The organism is Flavobacterium macacae, from assembly GCF_003865365.1.
In the GTDB taxonomy this organism is placed as follows: Bacteria; Bacteroidota; Bacteroidia; order Flavobacteriales; family Flavobacteriaceae; genus Flavobacterium; species Flavobacterium macacae.
The window spans coordinates 333,504-352,722 of the sequence record NZ_RQVR01000001.1 but is presented as its reverse complement, the minus strand read 5'-3'; the positions used below and the strand labels follow the sequence as shown (position 1 = coordinate 352,722).

The window sequence follows — 19,219 nt, the reverse complement described above, 5'->3', positions numbered from 1 at the left end:
ACTTTTTTCATCGCAATGACCACAAACAAATAAAATGCAAAACAAATTACCGTTATACATTTTCTTAAGTCTTATTGTATTGATTTTACTTGCCGTAACATCTTTATATATGGGCGTTTATGAATTTGAAAAACATTCTTTCCTGGAAATTTTTGTGGCTTTGTGGAATGACGATAACAGCATTCCGGCGAGCGATAAATTTGTATTGGTGAATTTGAGATTGCCCCGAATTGTGATGGCCATTTTAGTCGGAAGCGCTTTGGCGGTTTCAGGTACGTGCCTTCAAGGAATGTTCAAAAACCCCCTTGCCTCGCCTGACTTAATCGGAATCACAATGGGAGCTTCTCTTTTTGCAGCTATTTCTATTGTTTTGGGAAGTTACATCAAGCCTTACATTCCTGAATTTTTTCACTTTTCGATGTTGAGCATTGCCGCATTTATTGGTGCTTTGCTGACAATGACAATGGTCTATCGTATTTCTACGACTAACGGAAAAACAAACGTCATCGTGATGTTACTTTCAGGAGTTGCCATCACGGCAATGGCTGGAGCGACAACCGGATTTTTAATTTATCTTTCTAAAGAAGAACAACTTAGAGATTTGACATTCTGGAACTTAGGAAGTCTTGGCGGTGCCAGCTGGACCAAAAATGGTATCTTGGCAGTCATCATTTTATTCGCTTTTTCAATTTTGATTACCAAAGGAAAAGCCTTGAACGCGATGATGCTTGGCGAAAGAGACGCGCAACATTTGGGAATTCCGGTAGAAAAAATTAAAAAAAGAATCGTGGTATTGACCGCTTTGATGGTGGGAACTTGCGTTGCTTTTTCAGGAACCATCGGCTTTGTCGGTTTGATTGTTCCTTATATTTTGCGACTGCTATTTAAGTCAAATTACCATATAATTCTGCCAATGTCGGCGATTTTCGGAAGTATTTTATTGCTTTCAGCCGATACCATCAGCAGAACGATTGCCGCTCCTTCTGAAATTCCAATCGGCATTTTAACTGCTTTTATGGGAGCGCCCATTTTTATCGTCATTTTAATCAGGAGCAAAAAATCGCTGTAATATGTTAAAAGCCTGTAAAATATCGTATTCGCATAAAAAGATTTCCATCTTGGAAAACATCGACGTGACCATAAATTATGGCGAATTGCTGGTTATTGTAGGTCCGAATGGTGCTGGAAAATCGACACTTTTAAGTATGCTTGCCAATGAAATGGCGCATACGAACGAACCGATACTCTTTAAGAAAAAAACTTTTGAAGATTGGGACCAAAAAGAATTGCCGCTTCACAAAGCCAAGTTTTCACAGCAAAACATCGCCGATATCCCGTTGACGGTTATGGACGTTGTGCTGATGGGACGTTATCCTTATTTCAACTCGATTCCGCATCAATCTGATGTAGATGCTGCTTTAAAATCGATGGCAGAAACTGATGTTGTGGCTTTAAAAAGCAGAGATTATAACACACTTTCGGGCGGAGAAAGACAGCGCGTTCACTTGGCCAGAGTTTTGACTCAGCTGGAAAATGATGTTGAAAACAAGCTGGTTTTCATGGACGAACCTTTGAATAATTTAGACGTTTTGCACCAGCACAGAATCTTACATACGGTAAAAAACTTTTCAGAAAGAGGCAACACGGCCGTTGTGGTTTTACACGATTTGAATTTGGCAGCACAATTTGCCGATTCGATCGTGCTTATGCAAAAAGGGAAAATCATCAGCCATGATAAGCCAGAACACGTTTTTACAAAAGAAATCATCAGCAAGGTTTATAATTTTCCTTGCACGATTTGCCTTAATCCGGTGAATCAAAACCCTTTAATCATTTTTGGAACTTAATATTTTTATCTAAATACAAATGGATACAGTAACAAATAGCTTGAAATCACAGTGGGAAAAGCTTAAAGCAACAAGCCCAAATCTAAGAATCCGCAATGCGGCAGAGCAACTTGGCGTCAGCGAAGCAACATTGTTAGCAACACAAGTGGGTGAAACTGTAACGAGGCTTCGTCCAGAATTTGCCGAAATTCTTTCTGATATTGAAAAATTAGAGAAAGTAATGGCTTTGACACGTAATGAAGAATGCGTTCACGAGAGAAAAGGAATTTACTTAAATGCTGATTTCAGTTCGCCTCACGCAGGATTGTTTGTGGGCGAAGATATCGATTTGCGTATCTTTTTAAGCCACTGGGCGAAAGCTTTTGCCGTTGCTGAGAAATCAGAACATGGAGACAGAAAAAGCCTTCAATTCTTCGGAAAAGACGGTTTGGCGATACACAAAATCTATTTGACAAAAGACAGCAACGATTTGGCTTTTGAAGAATTGGTTTTAAAATACAAATCTGACGACCAATCGATTGATGAAACTGCAGATGAAGTTCCGTTAAATATTGATGAGAAAGCAGATGCCGATATTGACGTTGCTGGTTTTCAAGCGGGTTGGGAAAACTTGAAAGACACCCACGAATTCTTCGGAATGCTTCGCAAATTTGGAGTTACAAGAACTCAGGCTTTGCGTTTGGCTCCGAATGAAAACTATGCTAAAAAAGTAGACAAAGACGTTATCGTAAAAATGCTGGAAGGCGCTGTTGCTGCCAAATTGCCAATCATGGTTTTTGTTGGAAACAGGGGAAACATCCAAATCCACACCGGAAGAGTGCGTAAAACAATGTGGCACGGTGACTGGTTCAACATCATGGATCCCGATTTCAACATGCACTTGGATATGTCAAAAATCGCCCAAACCTGGATCGTAAGAAAACCAACGGATGACGGTGAAGTAACTGCAATTGAGGTTTTCAACGAAATGGGCGAAATCATCGTTCAATTCTTTGGAAAAAGAAAACCAGGAATTCCTGAACTAAAAGAATGGAAAGAACTGGTTGCGACTTTGTAAAGGTTTTTTTTAAAATATAAAAATCCCTGTGCGTCTATTGATTCACAGGGATTTTTTTTGGCCCATATTTTTTGACTTGGAAATTTAAGTAACCGTCTAAATTTAAGTTTTGCATTCACACAATGATTCTGTCGCTAAAAAAAGGCCTAAAGTTTTTAAATAGCCCTGATGTTTGCGACTATCCTTTTTTCTGGCTTCTTTAGACGGAAAAAGATAGTGCAAGACAGCAGGAAAATGGATTCTGGGACAAGACGTCGATTGGCTCAAAAAAACCTTTTTAAACGTAATTTTTAGGCATAAAAAAAACCGAGTCTTTCGACTCGGTTGATTTTTAACGTAGGGAAATTAATTAATCTAATAATTGGTATTCAAAAACTGGGTAACCTCTTTCTCCTGCATCGTTTGTTAATGCTAAGAATTTAAGTTTGTAGAAGTTTCCGGCAACGTCTTTAATTACATAAAAACGATCGTCTTTTACACTTGGGCCTGATGATGGTCCACCACCATTTCTCCATGCAGAACCGATGGTTCTTTGATCAGCAGTTGAGGCCCAGAAGCTTGTGTCTGTCACGTTGTCAATTGTAAAAGCGTCATACGTTGAAACAGAAGTTAATACTTCATAAACTTGTGTTCCTCCTTTTGCATTTGAAGTAACGAAATCAGCAAAATAGTACGTAATGAAAGCGCCTTGTGAAGCAAAATAGTTTGTAAAAGTTGTAAAGTTCAAATCCCATTTGTCCTTTGCTGGCTCAACAGAAACTGTTGCGTTTGTATCTAAACTGAAAAACGTAAAATTGAAGTTAGCCTCTTTGTTAATTATATATTCTTGGTGCGTTGTAGCGTTTAAGTCAGCTACTTGGATTTTGTATCCTGTGGTACCGTTTCTTAATATTCTTACTTTTTTCCATCCTCTTGCTTCACCTGTTGAAGCTTCAGAACCTGGATTTGGAGTTGCCGTTCCAACTTTAAATCCCATGTTTACCAAATATACTTTGTTATCAGCATCAGTTGCAGAAATTTCTGCAATTGCAGTTCCTTCACCGTTTCCGGCACCAGTTAAAACGCCAGTTGGGTTATCTACGTATCCTAAAGTTGATGCAGTTGAGAAACTTACGTTTACAGAAGTATCTTCAGCTTGAACCTCATCGATGTTTGATGTAGCTAATTTTTTAACGGCCATTTTTATAGATCCGTTTAAGATGACTCTAAAGTCAGAACCTCCGTAAAAACCGAAATCCCAAGAATCTCTTCTCACTTGTGTTTTTTGGCCATTGCTTAAATCAACATAAACTTGGTTTCCTTGGTTTGGACCACCAGTTGATGCTTCAAGAATTCCACCTTCGCCAGGAACTTCTGGAGCAACAGGAGCAACAGCATTTGCGTTATCATCGCTTGAGCAAGATGCTAATGTTAGCATCGCCATAGATAAAAATAAAAATGTTTTTTTCATTGTGATTTATTTAAATTAGAAATTAAGGTTGTATGCAAGTTTTAAAAAATAAGATGTCCCGTAAGCTAAAAGCAATTGAGATCCGACGGTGTGACCGCCACTTTCGTTCATTCTTGATTGATTGATGTCTTTGATGTTGAATAAGTTTCTTGCACCCACTGTGGCTTCAAGCTTTCTGTCTAAAAATGATTTTCTTACCGTAAGGTCTAAAAGATTGTAAGGTTCAATTTCTGAAAGAATGTAATCACTTTGTCCCACCACATATTGCTGTTGTTTTCCGGTATATTTGTAATACGCTGAGAAAACGGTGTTCCATTTTGGAACGGTGTAAGAAACGCTTGAATTTAAGTTTAATGAATACAGATAATCGTCTGTTGTTTTAAATTGACCGTTGTCAATAAGTTGTGAAATCCCTACAAATGAAACTCCAAGAGAGAAATTAAGATTGTCCACTCTTATTTGATTTGAGGAAGTAATATTCCACATATTATATTTGCTGACATTAATGTATTGATTGATTTGAGCGCCACCTTGGTCTAAACCAACTAAAGCCATATCAATTCTGTCTTTAATGTCCATAAAACTTACTATCAAATTGTTTGAAAGCTCTGTTCCTGAATTAAAATATGTATTTTTCTTAAGGCTCGCTTCATAAGAAATACTGGTTTCTGGAACCAAATTTTCATTTCCAATGTAATTGTGTCCTGAGAAAACCATTTCAGTAAAAAGTTCTTCGAAAGTTGGTGTTCTAAACGATTTTCCGATAGAACCTCTCAATTCATATCCTTTTTCAAACAATTGTCTTGCTCCTAATGAGACCGCATATTGATTGTCAAAACTTGATTGTAACGAATATCTTACTCCTGGACGAAGTGAGAATTTATCAGTTAATTTAATTTCAGAAATTGCAAAAAAATCATAGTTTTCTAATCTTTTTCTAATTGTTTTAGTAGTATTGTTTTCTCCTTCAATTAAAGAAAAACCTTGATTGTTTACCGCTTCATAACCAACCTGCAAATCAATTTTATTGTTTTTGATCAAATCTCCTAAAGTTCCTGTTGAGTAAAGAACTTCCATCGACTGGTCTTTTTTCTTGCTTAAATTATATTCTTCATCCGTAAGAATTCTGTATTTGAAATCTTCAATTTCGCGTTGTTGCTTTTGGTGAGAAACAGAAACATTGTAAACAATTCCTGAAAATACAGATCCAACTACATTCAAATTGTGGTAGAAACGGTTTGTCAAATATCTTTTATCGTCTGAAAATTTAAAAGCCCCTAAAGCAGTTGAGAATCCAGATTGAACTGTAGAATTGTAAAAATCAATGTTTTCGTCAAGGTATTCAAATTTGTAGTACGCTCGAAAATTGTGTTTCTTATAAGCAATGCTTGCTGTTGAATTTATTTGCTCTTTTGGCAACCAGCTATAACCTCTGCTGAAATCATTAACCGAATACTCTTTCCCTTTTTGATTGTTTAAAAACCCTTGAAAGTCATTTCTGTTTACACCAATCGATGCGTACCAATTGTCATTTATAGAGTGCGAAACGCGCCAACCTTGAATGTGTTTTCCTTCGTCAAAAGCAGCATATTCTTTTCCAACAGTTTCTTCTTGCGCAAAAGCGTTAATTTCCCACTTAAATTCAGAAGATTTTTTCGTAATAATATTTAAAATTCCACTAACTGCATTGGCACCGTGTGTAACCCCCATTGAACCTTCGATGATTTCGATTTGCTCAACTTCGTTTAAATTAATTTGCGATAAATCAACGTTATTTCCCATACCGCCTTCGTTTACTAAAGGTACGTTGTCGATTAGAATTTTAAAATATTGCGCATCTAAACCAAACATTGAAATTGTAGACCTACCCGTGTTTGAACTGGGGCGAACCGTGATATTTAAATATTGATTTAAAACATCACCAAGATTATTTGCCGCTAAATTTTGGATATCTAATCTGGAAATTACCCTAATATTATGGACTGATTTTCTTAAAGACTGTGGCTCAAATTGCCCAGTAATGACGACTTCTTGAATAGTAGTCGCTTTTGTAGTATCTATAACTTTTTCTTGTGAAAAAGCAGTAATTGAACAATGAAACGAAAAGAATATAACTGCCTTTGTGTGAATTCGCATTACCTATTTAAATTTAGATTAATTCTAAATTACAAAAGTAAGATGTGTTTTTGTTATACGCAAGTTATTTTTATTAATTCTAAATAAACTTAATAAATAGTATTATTAGGTAAATAGTTAAGTCTTGAAAAAAGGTTTTTAAAACGCGTTTAGATTTGGCTCAAGTCGCTTATATCTCTAGCATTCCATTTTAATTCAAATGAAAAAGGCTGCCAAAAATGGCAGCCTTTGTTTTATAAAACTGTAATTGTTTACAAATCAAACCCGATATTCACTCCGAGTTTCTGTGCGATAATTTTTGTAATTCTCGCTTTTAATGCAGGGATTTTTACGCTTTCAATAACTTCATTGGTAAAAGCATACATCAACAATGCTTTTGCTTCTTTTGCAGGAATACCGCGGGATTGCATATAAAACATAGCCTTTTCGTCCAATTGTCCGATGGTGCAGCCGTGCGAACATTTTACATCATCAGCAAAAATTTCCAATTGCGGTTTTGCATTTACGGCAGCTTTGTCGCTCAACAAAATATTGTTGTTCTGCTGGAAAGCATTCGTTTTTTGGGCTTCTTTTTCTACGTAAATCTTTCCGTTGAAAACACCTGTCGCCTTATCATCCAAAATCGTTTTATAATTCTGGTGGCTTTCGCAATTTGGCGTCGCGTGCTGTACCAAAGTATAATGGTCAACGTGCTGTTTTCCTTCGATAATTGTGATTCCTTTTAACGTAGAATCAATATGTTCGCCTTGGTGGTAAAAATTCAAGTTGTTGCGCGTCAGATTTCCTCCGAATGAGAACGTATGTACCGAAACGTTGCTTTGTTCTTTTTGGGCGATATACGTATTATCAATCAGTGAAGCTTCAAGATTGTCGTTTTGGATTTTATAAAAATCGATAATCGCTCTTTTTTGAGCAAAAATCTCGGTTACCGAATTCGTCAAAACGGGATTTTCATTCAACGATTGATGTCTTTCTATGATTTGAACGTGAGCATTTTCTCCAACGATAATCAAGTTTCTTGGTTGTACCAAAAGTGCCGATTCTGTTCCGGTAGAAAAATTGATGATCTCGATTGGCTTTTCAACAACTTTGCTTCTCGGGATATTGATATAAGCTCCTTCGAATGCAAAAGCGGTATTTAAAGAAGTCAACGTCTCTTCTTTATTGGCAATCTTATTGAAATATTCATCAATAACCATTTTGTATTTTGGCTTCGTCAATGCCGATGACATCAAGCAAACATCCAAACCGTCGTGTGTTGTTGACGACAAAAAGGAACTGAAAACACCATCCACAAAAACGACTTTATAGGTATCAACTTCGTGTAAATAATACTTTTTTACATCTGAATATTGAACCGTATTTTCGTTTTTAGGGAAAACACTGAAATCATTTTTCAAGATCGCGTTCAACGATGTATATTTCCAAGCTTCATCCTTTTTTGTCGGGAAGCCTTTGTTTTCAAAATTCTTAAATGCTTCTGTACGAACATCGTGCAAGTCGGAATCGACATCCACGCGTTCTTCAAAAGCCATAAAAGACGATATAAGTTTTTCTTTTAATTCCATTGTGTTTAGTTATGAGTTATAAGTTATGAGTTATGAGTTTTCGCAAACTACTAACTGTAACTGCTAACTAATTTTCGGCTTTAATCCAGTCGTAACCTTTTTCTTCCAGTTCGTAAGCCAATTCTTTTCCGCCTGATTTCACGATTTTTCCGTTATATAAAACGTGGACGAAATCAGGAACAATATAATCCAAAAGTCTTTGATAGTGCGTGATTACGATGATGGCGTTGTTTTCACTTTTCAACTTATTCACACCGTTTGCCACAATTCTCAAAGCATCGATATCCAAACCAGAATCGGTTTCATCAAGAATTGCCAATTTTGGTTCCAGCATCGCCAATTGAAAAATCTCGTTTCTCTTTTTCTCTCCCCCCGAAAAACCTTCGTTTAAGGAACGAGACAAGAATTTACGGTCGATTTCCAATAACTCAGATTTCTCACGGATTAATTTCAGCATTTCGTTGGCTGGCATTTCTTCCAGACCTTTTGCTTTTCTGCTTTCATTGATGGCCGTTTTCATAAAGTTCGTAACCGAAACTCCAGGAATTTCAACAGGATATTGAAACGAAAGAAAAACGCCTTTGTGCGCTCTTTCTTCCGGAGCCAAATCCGCTAAATCTTCGCCATCCAATTCCACAGAACCGTTTGTAACTTCATAATGTTCGTTTCCTGCGATTACTGCAGAAAGTGTACTTTTTCCAGAACCATTCGGTCCCATAATTGCGTGAACTTCGCCCGCTTTTACTTCAAGATTGATTCCTTTTAAGATATCCTTATCTTCAATTCCAGCGTGTAAATTTTTTATACTTAACATTGTAATTTTTGTGTTTTATAAAGTCTTTAAAGATTAACCTACCGAACCTTCAAGAGAAATTTCTAATAATTTTTGTGCTTCAACAGCAAATTCCATAGGAAGTTTATTCAAAACCTCTTTACTGAAACCGTTTACAATCAATGCAATCGCTTTTTCAGTTGGAATTCCTCTTTGGTTGCAATAGAAAACTTGGTCTTCGCCAATTTTACTGGTTGTTGCTTCGTGTTCTATTTTTGCCGAAGGATTTTTTGATTCGATATATGGAAAAGTATGTGCTCCGCAAATATTTCCCATCAACAACGAATCACACTGTGAAAAGTTTCTCGCGTTGTCGGCTCTTGAACTAATTTGAACCAATCCACGGTAGCTATTTTGCGATTTTCCAGCAGAAATTCCTTTCGAAATAATCGTTGATTTTGTATTTTTCCCCAAGTGAATCATCTTGGTTCCGGTATCGGCTTGTTGGAAATTGTTGGTTACCGCAATCGAATAAAATTCTCCAACCGAATTGTCTCCTTTTAAAATACAAGAAGGATATTTCCAAGTTACGGCAGAACCTGTTTCAACCTGTGTCCAAGAAATTTTTGCGTTTTTCTCACACAAACCTCGCTTTGTCACAAAGTTATAAACTCCGCCTTTTCCTTCTTTGTTTCCTGGGAACCAGTTTTGAACCGTTGAATATTTAATTTCAGCATCGTCCATTGCAATCAATTCCACAACCGCTGCGTGCAATTGGTTTTCATCACGCGATGGCGCCGTACAGCCTTCCAAATACGAAACATAACTTCCTTCGTCAGCAATAACAAGGGTTCTTTCAAACTGTCCTGTTCCTGCTTGGTTGATTCGGAAATACGTTGATAATTCCATCGGACAACGAACGCCTTTTGGAATATAACAGAAACTTCCGTCAGAGAAAACAGCTGAATTCAACGCTGCGTAGAAATTATCTTTCTGTGGCACGACTGTACCCAAATATTTTTTCACCAATTCTGGATGTTCTTTTATCGCTTCAGAAATCGGACAGAAAATAATTCCTTTTTCGGCCAAAGTCTTTTTGAAAGTCGTGGCAACTGAAACCGAATCGACCACAATATCCATTGCGACATTGTTCATCATTTTCTGCTCGTCGATAGAGATCCCAAGTTTTTTGTACATTTCCAAAAGATCTGGATCCACATCATCTAACGTTTTGTTTGGGTCCACTGATTTTGGTGCTGAATAATAAGCAATGGCTTGAAAATCAGGTTTTTTATAATGAACGTTGGCCCATTCTGGCTCGATCATTTCTTGCCAAGCGCGAAAGGCTTCGATTCTCCAATCTGTCATCCATTGTGGCTCGTCTTTCTTTTTTGAAATCGCGCGAACAATATCTTCGTTTAAGCCGATAGGAAACGTCTCCGATTCAATATCGGTATAAAATCCGTATTCGTATTCTTTATTTTCAAGCTCGATTTTTAAATCGTCTTCTGTGTATTTTGACATTTTTATTTTTTTAATTAACTTTTTCAGAGCTTAAAACTCTGAAAGAGTTAAATTGGAATTTTACAATGAAAATGATTCTCCACATCCGCAAGTTCTGCTTGCGTTTGGATTATTGAAAACAAAACCTTTTCCGTTCAAACCTCCTGAATATTCAAGAATGGTTCCGGCCAAGTACAAAAACGATTTCTTTTCTACGGCAATTTTCACATTATTGTCTTCAAAAACTTTATCGCTTTCGCCTAATTCTTTATCGAATTTAAGTTCATAAGACAATCCAGAACAACCGCCACTTTTTACGCCTACTCGAACGTAATCTATGGAAGCATCAAAACCGTCTTCTTCCATCATATTGACGATTTTTTTACTTGCTGAATCAGATACCTTTATCATAGTGTATTTAAATTTAGTCTAATTAATTTGCAAAGATACGCCTTATTTAGTTTTTTACATAATCGCTAACATTATTATAACGGATAAGTGCATAGAATTTGTTTATAACCAAAAACGGATGACAGTTTTTACTATCATCCGTTTCAAAATCAACTGCTTAAACTATTTTATGAATTCCCATAAAGGTTGGATTCCCCGCCATCGATGGCAATCGTTTGGCCGTTTACATATTGGCATTCTTCGCTTAATAAAAAGGCAACCAAATTTCCAACATTTTCTGGATCACCCAATTTTCTCGTAGGATTTCTTTGTGCATATTCTTTTTCAGCTGCTTTTGGATCAGCTGGATTTACTTGTTTAAAAGCTTCGGCAACCATTGGCGTTAAAATAGCTCCGGGAGCAATAGCGTTGGTATAAATTCCGTCTCTTCCATATTCAATTGCTGCGTTTTTTGTCATTCCTGAAACCGCATGTTTGCTGGCAACATAAGGCATTTGATTGACAACGCCTCGAATTCCTCCAACCGAAGCTACGTTTACGATTTTTCCGCCACCGTTTTTCTGCATCACCGGAATCACATGTTTTAAACCGTAATAAACTCCCATTAAATTGATGTCGATTACTTTTTTAAATACGTTTACATCATAATCCACCAAAGGTGCCTGTTTTCCTTCGATACCAGCATTGTTGTAAAATCCGTCGATAGTTCCAAATTCTGAAACTGTTTTTGCAACATAATTTTTTACCGCTTCTTCATCTGAAACATCCGCAACTATCGTTAAAATTTTTGCTTCTGGAGCAATCGCTTGGATTTCTTTTTTAGCTTTTTCTAAAGCCTCTTCGTTATAATCTACTATTGAAAGATTGGCTCCTTTTTGTGCCAGAACTTTACTCGTTGCAAGCCCCAAGCCCATTCCAGCTCCTGTAATAACTATTGTTTTTCCTTTGAAAGTACTCATTTTTTGTGATTTTTATTTTCTTAAAATTACGAAGAAATAAAACTTTCTCTTTTAACTAATCGTTAATTAACAACACTTTATACTCAATATGAGGCAATAATTTTTTGGTACTTTCAGGATAAATTTTGGCTCGATTTTCGGCTGAAATTCTAATGTACTATATTTACGCTAATTTAAAAATTCAAAAAATGAAATTATATCCAATTGAATCCGGGAATTTTAAATTGGACGGTGGCGCTATGTTTGGCGTGGTGCCAAAAACCATTTGGAACAAAACCAATCCGGCTGACGAAAACAACCTTATCGATATTGCGACAAGATGTCTTTTAATCGAAGATGGAAATCGCTTGATTTTAATCGATACCGGGATGGGCGACAAACAATCTGAGAAATTTTTTGGGTATTATTCGCTTTGGGGAAACCATTCCATTGACAAATCATTAAAAAAATATGGTTTTCACCGAGATGATATTACTGATGTTTTCATGACGCATTTGCATTTTGACCATTGTGGCGGCAGCGTGATCTGGAACAAAGACAAAACAGGTTATGAAGTTGCCTTTAAGAATGCAAAATTCTGGAGCAACGACAGCCATTGGGATTGGGCTGTACAACCAAATGCAAGAGAGAAGGCTTCTTTTTTGGCCGAAAATATTCTGCCGATGCAAGAAAGCGGGCAATTAAATTTTATAAAAAGACCCGAAGGCGATTTGCTTAAAAATTCTGAATTGGGTTTTGATATTTTCTTCGCCGATGGACATACCGAAAAAATGATGATTCCGAAGATTCAATACCAAGGCAAAACTATTTGTTTTATGGCGGACTTATTGCCCACAGCCGGACATTTGCCGTTGCCTTATGTGATGGGTTATGACACGCGTCCGCTGTTGACAATGCCTGAAAAAGCAAAATTTTTGACAGAAGCGGCTGAAAACAATTATTATCTGTGGTTGGAACACGATGCGCACAATCAGATTATCACAGTAGAAAATACCGAAAAAGGCGTTCGAGTGAAGGAAGTTTTTTCTTGTGAGGAAATTCTGTAAACTGCTGCTTTAATTTATATTTTGCAACACCTTTATCAGGCTTTACTCTAAAATAAAGTTAATTATTGATAAGTTTGTAACAAAGAGATGCTATTTTTGACCAATTAAAAGAAATTAAAATTAACTTAAAGATGAATATAATTAAAACCTCGTCGCTTACGCTTTTATCTGCTTTGGTACTAGCTAGTTGTGGAGCTTCAAAAACGGCAATGGCCCCAATTGCAAACATTGAAACGATTGCTTTAAAAAATGGTCCGATTAAAGAGGATGACTTAAAAAGATGGAGTCATTTAGACATTCTTAAGGATACAATTCCAGGAATGAGTGTGGATAAAGCTTATGCTGAGCTTATTAAAAACAAAAAAGGAACAAAAGTGATTGTGGGTGTTGTTGACTCAGGAGTGGACATTGAGCACGAAGATTTAAAAGCGGTAATCTGGACCAATACTAAAGAAATTCCTGGAAACGGAATTGATGATGATAACAACGGATACGTTGACGATATCCACGGGTGGAACTTTTTAGGTGACATCAATGGGGAAAATCTTGAGATGACCAGAATCGTAAAGAAAGGAAATGACGGATCTGATACGTATAAAAGAGCAAAAGCTGAATTTGATAAAGAAGTACAAGAAGCAATGGCTGCAAAACAGCAGTATGACTTTTTATACAATGCTGATAAAGCGATCAGAGCTGAATTAAAAAAAGAGAATTACTCCGTTGAAGATTTGAAAGCTTTAAAATCAACAAATCCTCAGATAACGCAAGTACAACCAAGATTTGTTCAAATTTTAACGGCTACGCCAAAAGATAAATTTGACGAGCAAATCAAAGAAGCAAAACAGCATTTCGACAACCAATTGGAATACAACTTAAACCTTGAATTCGATGGAAGAAAAATTGTTGGAGACAATCCTGATGATATTACAGACACAAAATATGGTAACAATGATGTTGTAGGGCCTGTGAAAGACGGAGCGTTGCATGGAACACACGTTGCTGGAATTATTGCTCAAGTAAGAGGAAATGATTTAGGTGGTGACGGTGTTGCAAATAACGTTCAAATCATGGCAGTTAGAGCTGTGCCAGATGGAGATGAGTATGATAAAGATATCGCACTTGGAATTCGTTATGCAGTGGATAACGGCGCAAAAATAATTAATGGAAGTTTTGGAAAAGGATATTCTCCACAAAAAGAATGGGTTTATGAAGCTTTAAAATATGCTGCTGAAAAAGATGTTTTAGTAGTTCTTGCAGCAGGTAACGAGTCAACAGATTTAGATACTGCAGAACGTTTCCCGAATGACAGGATTGGTTCTGAAGAAATCTCAAATAATGTTATCAAGATTGGAGCTTTAGGTCCAAAATATGGTACTGATTTATTAGCGCCATTCTCAAACTACGGAACACAAGATGTGGACGTTTTTGCTCCTGGAGTTCAGATTTATGCAACTATTCCAGACAATCAATATAAATATCTGCAAGGAACATCGATGGCTTCGCCAAACGTTGCCGGTGTTGCCGCTTTGATCCGTTCATATTACCCAAGCTTAACGGCGCCACAAGTAAAACAAATTTTGATGGATTCAGGTGTTCCCACAAATATTGAAGTGGTTGTTGCTGGTGAAAAAGGAAACAAACGTCCGTTTTCAAAAGCATCAAAATCAGGAAAAATGGTTAATGCTTACAATGCATTAATTATGGCTGAACAGATGGCTAAAAAGAAATAATTTGAATAAAATACTATAAATGGGAGGGGTTTTCCCCTTCCATTTTTTATTTATATATAATTCTATGAAACAAATTTCCCTCCTCGCCATGATCCTTTTTGCAGGAAATGCAATGGCACAAAATGGTTATTGGCAGCAACACGTTGATTATAAAATGGACGTGGCAATGGATGTAAAAGCCTACCAATATAAAGGAACTCAAGAATTGGTTTACACCAATAATTCTCCTGATACCTTAAAAAAAGTGTTTTTTCATTTGTATAACAATGCTTTTCAGCCAGGAAGCGATATGGATGCGAGATTGCAATCTATTGTGGATCCTGACAAAAGAATGGTCAAAAGCTTCAAGCCAGAACAAAACAAAAAGCCAGAAAGCAGGATAAGCATTTTAAAACCAAACCAAATTGGTTATCTAAACGTAACAAATTTCATGCAAGACGGCATGGCTGCAACAACAGCGGTTTCCGGAACCATTTTAGAGGTGAAATTGGCAAAACCATTGGCTCCAAAGGGAAAGACGAAATTTAATTTAGATTTTGACGGACAAGTTCCCGAACAAATTCGCCGTTCAGGAAGAAATAGTGCCGAAGGCGTTGCGCTTTCAATGACACAATGGTATCCAAAAATGGCCGAATATGATTTTGAAGGATGGCACGCCGATCCCTACATCGGAAGAGAATTTCACGGAGTTTGGGGAAATTTTGATGTAAAGATTACCATTGACAAAAAATATATTTTAGGAGGTTCTGGATATCTTCAGAATAATAATGAAATCGGATACGGCTACCAAGATGCGGGCGTGGAAGTGAAAATTCCAAGTAAGCAAAAAACGCTGACCTGGCATTTTAACGCTCCAAACGTTCATGATTTTTCTTGGGCTGCAGATCCAGAGTATATCCACGATGTTTACAAAGGGCCAAACAATGTAGATTTGCATTTCTTGTACAAAGACAATAAAAAAATCAAAGAAAATTGGAAGAAGATGCAACCAAAAACGGCTGAGCTGTTGGCTTTTTTCAATGAAAATATTGGAGAATACCCATACAAGCAATACTCAGTGATTCAAGGTGGCGACGGTGGCATGGAGTATGCAATGTGTACTTTAATCACGGGCGAAAGATCTTACGGAAGCCTTGTGGGAGTTACCGCCCATGAAATGGCACACTCTTGGTTCCAGCATATTTTGGCAACAAACGAATTGAAGCACGGATGGATGGATGAAGGTTTTACCTCTTACATTTCTGATTTGGCTATGGCAAAAGTATTGCCGAACAAAGAAGAAAAAAATCCTTTTGAAAGCGCTTACAGCAATTATTTCTATTTGGTCCAATCGGGTAAAGAGCAACCCTTGTCAACTCATGCCGACCGTTTTGAAGTAAATATGGCCTACAGTATTTCCTCTTACAGCAAAGGAGAAATTTTCTTAACGCAATTGGGTTATATTATTGGGCAAGAGAACTTGAAAAAAACATTGAAAAAATTTTACAATGATTTCAAATTCAAGCACCCAACGCCAAATGATTTCAAAAGAACAGCAGAAAAAGTTTCAGGAATGAACCTTGACTGGTATTTGGTCGACTGGACACAAACCACAAACACCATTGACTACGGCGTAAAAGAAGTAAGAGACCAAGGCGCTAAAACCGAAGTGGTTTTAGAAAGACTTGGTAAAATGCCAATGCCTGTTGATGTCATGATTACCTACAATGACGGGTCAAAAGAACTGTATTATGCGCCATTGCGAATGATGCATGGCGAGAAAGAAAATGAATATCCTGGCGTAAAAAGAAGTATTGCCAAGGGATGGGATTGGGCGTACCCGACCTTTAAATTTACGGTAGAAAGACCGCTGGGCCAAATCAGCAAAATTGAAATTGACCCAGAAAATTGGATGGCAGATACCAATAAAGACAATAATGTGTATCCAAAACCGGTTCCGGAAAATGGCGCAAAAGTGAAAAACTAAAAACTAGTTTTAAAACCAAAAAAGGCGAACAGTGATGTTCGCCTTTTTTGTTACTGATACTCGATTGGATTTAAAATCAAAATTGAGGTTGATCATTGAGGTGATATTATGAATGCCTCCCTATAATTTTTAAAAAAACTGATTGTTTAAAAGCTACTTTCGAGTAGCTTTTTTTTACACACCCCCCTGATTTTGTGAAATACGACATTGTAAATATATGATTATAAGAATTTTGAAAAAGGAATCTTAAAAATTACTACTTTTAAAATAGTTAACCATAATTTTTTCAAATCATTTAGAATTATCTCAATAGTGTAGGAGAATATTCTTTAAATAAGAAAGTTTTTTACGGTTTCAACAGTCTTGAATATAATGAAATTTACATGGATAAACCTACCAAACAAAGAATCGCAAATTTACATCCTTCTGTCAGAGATGAAGTTACTCTCATCATTGAAGAATGTGACAAAGCATTATCCGGAAAAGCAAAAATCAGAATCACAGAAGGCTTGCGAACAATAGAAGAACAAAATCTATTATATGCAAAAGGAAGAACGTTGGCTGGAAAAAAAGTGACCAATGCCAAAGGCGGACAATCCATCCATAATTATGGTTTTGCGGTTGATATGTGTTTGATTATCGATGAAAAAGAAGCGTCTTGGGATACCAAAAAAGACTGGGACAATGACAAGATTGCCGATTGGTATGAATGTGTAAAGATTTTTGCCAAAAACGGTTGGGAATGGGGCGGAAATTGGAAAACCTTCAAGGATATGCCCCACTTCGAAAAAAGATATCTGAACAGCTGGCAAAAGCTTTCAAAACTCAAAAAAGACAAAAACGGATACGTAATTTTAAACGAAATAAAAGATGAAAAAACTACTAAATAAATACGTTCCCCTATTTTTTCTGTTTGCAACCACAGTATCCTGTGAATCCACACGAACCGCAATTTTTGACCAATATTCTTATCAAAGAACGACAGAGTTAAAAGTGGAAACCTCAAAATTGATGGAAAAAGCCACAACACCTTATTCAAAAAATGCTGTTGAAATTGACGCACTTTTGCTCAACATCGAGAAGCTTTCAGAATATGAAAAAAACAAGCCAGAAAATGAGATCACTTTTGCAATGTGGACGGTTTTATCTGATCAAGAAAAAAATCTTTTAGGCGGTTTTTTCAAACGCTGGAAAGAAAAAGAAACACTTTCGCCAGCCTTTGTAACTGAGTCAAAAAAGCAAGTTTTAGAAGCACTCGATTTGTTGATTCAATACGAAATCAAGAAAGACAAAGATTCAAAAGACAGCTTGATCGATTTAATTAATCTAAACAAATAAGTTATGGATATCGAGAAATTATTGCAAGAATTAAGAAAAAATCTTATCGCAGTTTTAGGCGAAAAGTACAAAGAATTTAAGCCAGAAATTCAAAAAGATGTGAACGATTTCTTAGATAAATCACGAGAAAAATTAGAACGTTGGTCTTTGCTTTTAGTCGCAGGATCCTTAACCGAAGAGGAATTTGCGTGGTTGTTAAAAAGCCAGCAAGATTTGGTGACCTTAAAATCGTTGCAAGGCGCCGGATTATCAAAAATCAAGTTGAATAATTTAAAAAATACACTTTTTAAAACCGTACTTCAAACCGTACTTTTAAGCATTTAATAAACAAGAATGATAAAGATTCCCAAATCTTAAATCAAAAATCGAAAAGGCAATGGCCAAAAAAATTAGAATATTAAGCCTCGATGGCGGTGGAATCAGGGGGATTATCACTTGCGTCATCTTGAAATATATTGAAGAACAGCTTCAAAAATTAGACAATCCGACGGCAAAAATTGGGGATTATTTTGACTTGATTGCCGGCACCAGCACGGGCGGTATTTTGGCTTCCATATTGCTTTTTCCTGACAATAATAAAAAGGCAAAATTCTCGGTAGAAACCGCGTTGGATTTATACGCCAAAAGAGGCGAATCAATTTTTAATGTCACATTTTGGCAACGCGTCATCAATCCGTTTGGGCTTTTCAATGAGAAGATTTCACAGCGCACGTTAGAAAAACAATTGGGCGAAGTTTTCGGAAACTTGCAAATAAAAGATTTTATCAAGCCAAGTTTAATTACATCGTATGATATTTTTCATCGCAGGGCCAAGTTTTTCACGAGCCACGAAGCCACTTCTGATTTAGAAAATTTCTTGGTAAAAGATGTTTGTAGAGCCACTTCTGCTGCGCCCACTTATTTTGAACCGGCACTAATAAAATCGCTTTACGGCCAAGAATTTACGCTGATCGACGGAGGCGTGTATGCCAACAATCCCGCCTTATGCGCTTACGCCGAAGCGCGAAAAATTGAGTTCTCAAAAGTTTTAAATAATCCAGCGAAGCCTGATTTTCCTTCCATTAGCGATATGATTATTGTTTCGGTTGGAACTGGAGAGGTTTTAAAGCCTTATACTTTTAAGCAATTTGAAAACGCCGGAAAAGTAAAATGGATCCAGCCTTTGGTCGATATTTTGCTTTCCGCGAATGTGGAAACTACGGATTATCACGTAAAAAAAATATATGAAACGTTGGGGCCTCGAAATGCAAAAAACTACCATCGCTTGATGCCACATTTAAAAAATGCTTCTTCTGAAATGGACGATGTTTCTGAAAAAAATATTTATGAATTAATTCAAGCGGGCTTGGCTTACATCGACCAAAACCGAAAAGAGCTCAATGACATTGCAAGAAAATTAATTAAAAATGCATAAAAAAAGCCTTTAGATTTCTCTA

The 19,219-nt window shown here is 36.7% G+C and carries 17 protein-coding genes; 10 read left to right on the top strand and 7 right to left on the bottom strand.

Going from position 1 to position 19,219, the window contains the following annotated elements; genetic code table 11:
• Positions 1 to 34: 34 nt before the first annotated feature.
• From EG849_RS01660 to EG849_RS01650, 3 genes are read left to right on the top strand one after another with little or no spacing between them, the layout of a single operon-like run.
• Positions 35 to 1,069 carry a FecCD family ABC transporter permease gene (locus EG849_RS01660; RefSeq protein ID WP_125011346.1) on the top strand — a complete coding sequence of 345 codons (1,035 nt, stop codon included), beginning with the start codon at positions 35 to 37 and terminating at the stop codon, positions 1,067 to 1,069.
• A gap of 1 nt (position 1,070) precedes the next feature.
• Positions 1,071 to 1,847 carry a heme ABC transporter ATP-binding protein gene (locus EG849_RS01655; RefSeq protein ID WP_125011345.1) on the top strand — a complete coding sequence of 259 codons (777 nt, stop codon included), beginning with the start codon at positions 1,071 to 1,073 and terminating at the stop codon, positions 1,845 to 1,847.
• 19 nt (positions 1,848 to 1,866) lie between these two features.
• Positions 1,867 to 2,904, top strand: a complete 1,038-nt coding sequence (locus tag EG849_RS01650) for a hemin-degrading factor (RefSeq protein WP_125011344.1) — start codon at positions 1,867 to 1,869, stop codon at positions 2,902 to 2,904.
• A 349-nt stretch (positions 2,905 to 3,253) separates the two neighbouring features.
• Here EG849_RS01650 and EG849_RS01645 read toward each other — a convergent pair whose 3' ends face one another.
• The 7 genes from EG849_RS01645 to EG849_RS01615 all read right to left on the bottom strand — a co-directional run bounded on the left by EG849_RS01645 (position 3,254) and on the right by EG849_RS01615 (position 11,703).
• Positions 3,254 to 4,354, bottom strand: coding sequence for an HmuY family protein (locus tag EG849_RS01645; protein WP_125011343.1), 1,101 nt, complete (start codon positions 4,352 to 4,354; stop codon positions 3,254 to 3,256).
• A 15-nt stretch (positions 4,355 to 4,369) separates the two neighbouring features.
• Complete coding sequence (locus EG849_RS01640; protein WP_125011342.1) at positions 4,370 to 6,490, bottom strand: TonB-dependent receptor plug domain-containing protein; 2,121 nt, start codon at positions 6,488 to 6,490, stop codon at positions 4,370 to 4,372.
• Positions 6,491 to 6,741: 251 nt separating this feature from the next.
• Positions 6,742 to 8,058: a Fe-S cluster assembly protein SufD gene (sufD, locus tag EG849_RS01635; RefSeq protein WP_125011341.1), complete on the bottom strand. Its 1,317-nt coding sequence runs from the start codon at positions 8,056 to 8,058 to the stop codon at positions 6,742 to 6,744.
• 67 nt (positions 8,059 to 8,125) lie between these two features.
• Positions 8,126 to 8,872: a Fe-S cluster assembly ATPase SufC gene (gene sufC, locus EG849_RS01630; protein ID WP_125011340.1), complete on the bottom strand. Its 747-nt coding sequence runs from the start codon at positions 8,870 to 8,872 to the stop codon at positions 8,126 to 8,128.
• A 33-nt stretch (positions 8,873 to 8,905) separates the two neighbouring features.
• A complete protein-coding gene (gene sufB / locus EG849_RS01625) occupies positions 8,906 to 10,354 on the bottom strand; it encodes a Fe-S cluster assembly protein SufB (RefSeq protein ID WP_125011339.1) in 1,449 nt (482 codons plus the stop codon).
• 60 nt (positions 10,355 to 10,414) lie between these two features.
• Positions 10,415 to 10,744 (bottom strand): HesB/IscA family protein, encoded by a 330-nt coding sequence (locus EG849_RS01620; protein WP_125011338.1) that lies wholly within the window; start codon positions 10,742 to 10,744, stop codon positions 10,415 to 10,417.
• Between the two features lie 167 nt (positions 10,745 to 10,911).
• Positions 10,912 to 11,703: a glucose 1-dehydrogenase gene (locus tag EG849_RS01615; protein WP_125011337.1), complete on the bottom strand. Its 792-nt coding sequence runs from the start codon at positions 11,701 to 11,703 to the stop codon at positions 10,912 to 10,914.
• 188 nt (positions 11,704 to 11,891) lie between these two features.
• Between EG849_RS01615 and EG849_RS01610 the strand changes: the two genes are divergently transcribed.
• The 7 genes from EG849_RS01610 (at position 11,892) to EG849_RS01580 (ending at position 19,197) form a co-directional block, all read left to right on the top strand.
• A complete protein-coding gene (locus EG849_RS01610; protein ID WP_125011336.1) occupies positions 11,892 to 12,749 on the top strand; it encodes an MBL fold metallo-hydrolase in 858 nt (285 codons plus the stop codon).
• 131 nt (positions 12,750 to 12,880) lie between these two features.
• Positions 12,881 to 14,479 (top strand): S8 family peptidase, encoded by a 1,599-nt coding sequence (locus EG849_RS01605; RefSeq protein WP_125011335.1) that lies wholly within the window; start codon positions 12,881 to 12,883, stop codon positions 14,477 to 14,479.
• A 64-nt stretch (positions 14,480 to 14,543) separates the two neighbouring features.
• Positions 14,544 to 16,445: a M1 family metallopeptidase gene (locus EG849_RS01600; protein WP_125011334.1), complete on the top strand. Its 1,902-nt coding sequence runs from the start codon at positions 14,544 to 14,546 to the stop codon at positions 16,443 to 16,445.
• 383 nt (positions 16,446 to 16,828) lie between these two features.
• Entirely contained in the window at positions 16,829 to 17,335 is a 507-nt protein-coding gene (locus EG849_RS01595) for a M15 family metallopeptidase (protein WP_125011333.1), read from the top strand.
• Positions 17,316 to 17,783 (top strand): hypothetical protein, encoded by a 468-nt coding sequence (locus EG849_RS01590; protein WP_125011332.1) that lies wholly within the window; start codon positions 17,316 to 17,318, stop codon positions 17,781 to 17,783. Before EG849_RS01595 ends, EG849_RS01590 begins: the two co-directional genes overlap by 20 nt.
• Positions 17,784 to 17,786: 3 nt before the next feature.
• Positions 17,787 to 18,107: a hypothetical protein gene (locus tag EG849_RS01585; RefSeq protein ID WP_125011331.1), complete on the top strand. Its 321-nt coding sequence runs from the start codon at positions 17,787 to 17,789 to the stop codon at positions 18,105 to 18,107.
• A gap of 52 nt (positions 18,108 to 18,159) precedes the next feature.
• Positions 18,160 to 19,197 carry a patatin-like phospholipase family protein gene (locus EG849_RS01580; RefSeq protein WP_125011330.1) on the top strand — a complete coding sequence of 346 codons (1,038 nt, stop codon included), beginning with the start codon at positions 18,160 to 18,162 and terminating at the stop codon, positions 19,195 to 19,197.
• The last annotated feature ends 22 nt before the right edge of the window (positions 19,198 to 19,219 follow it).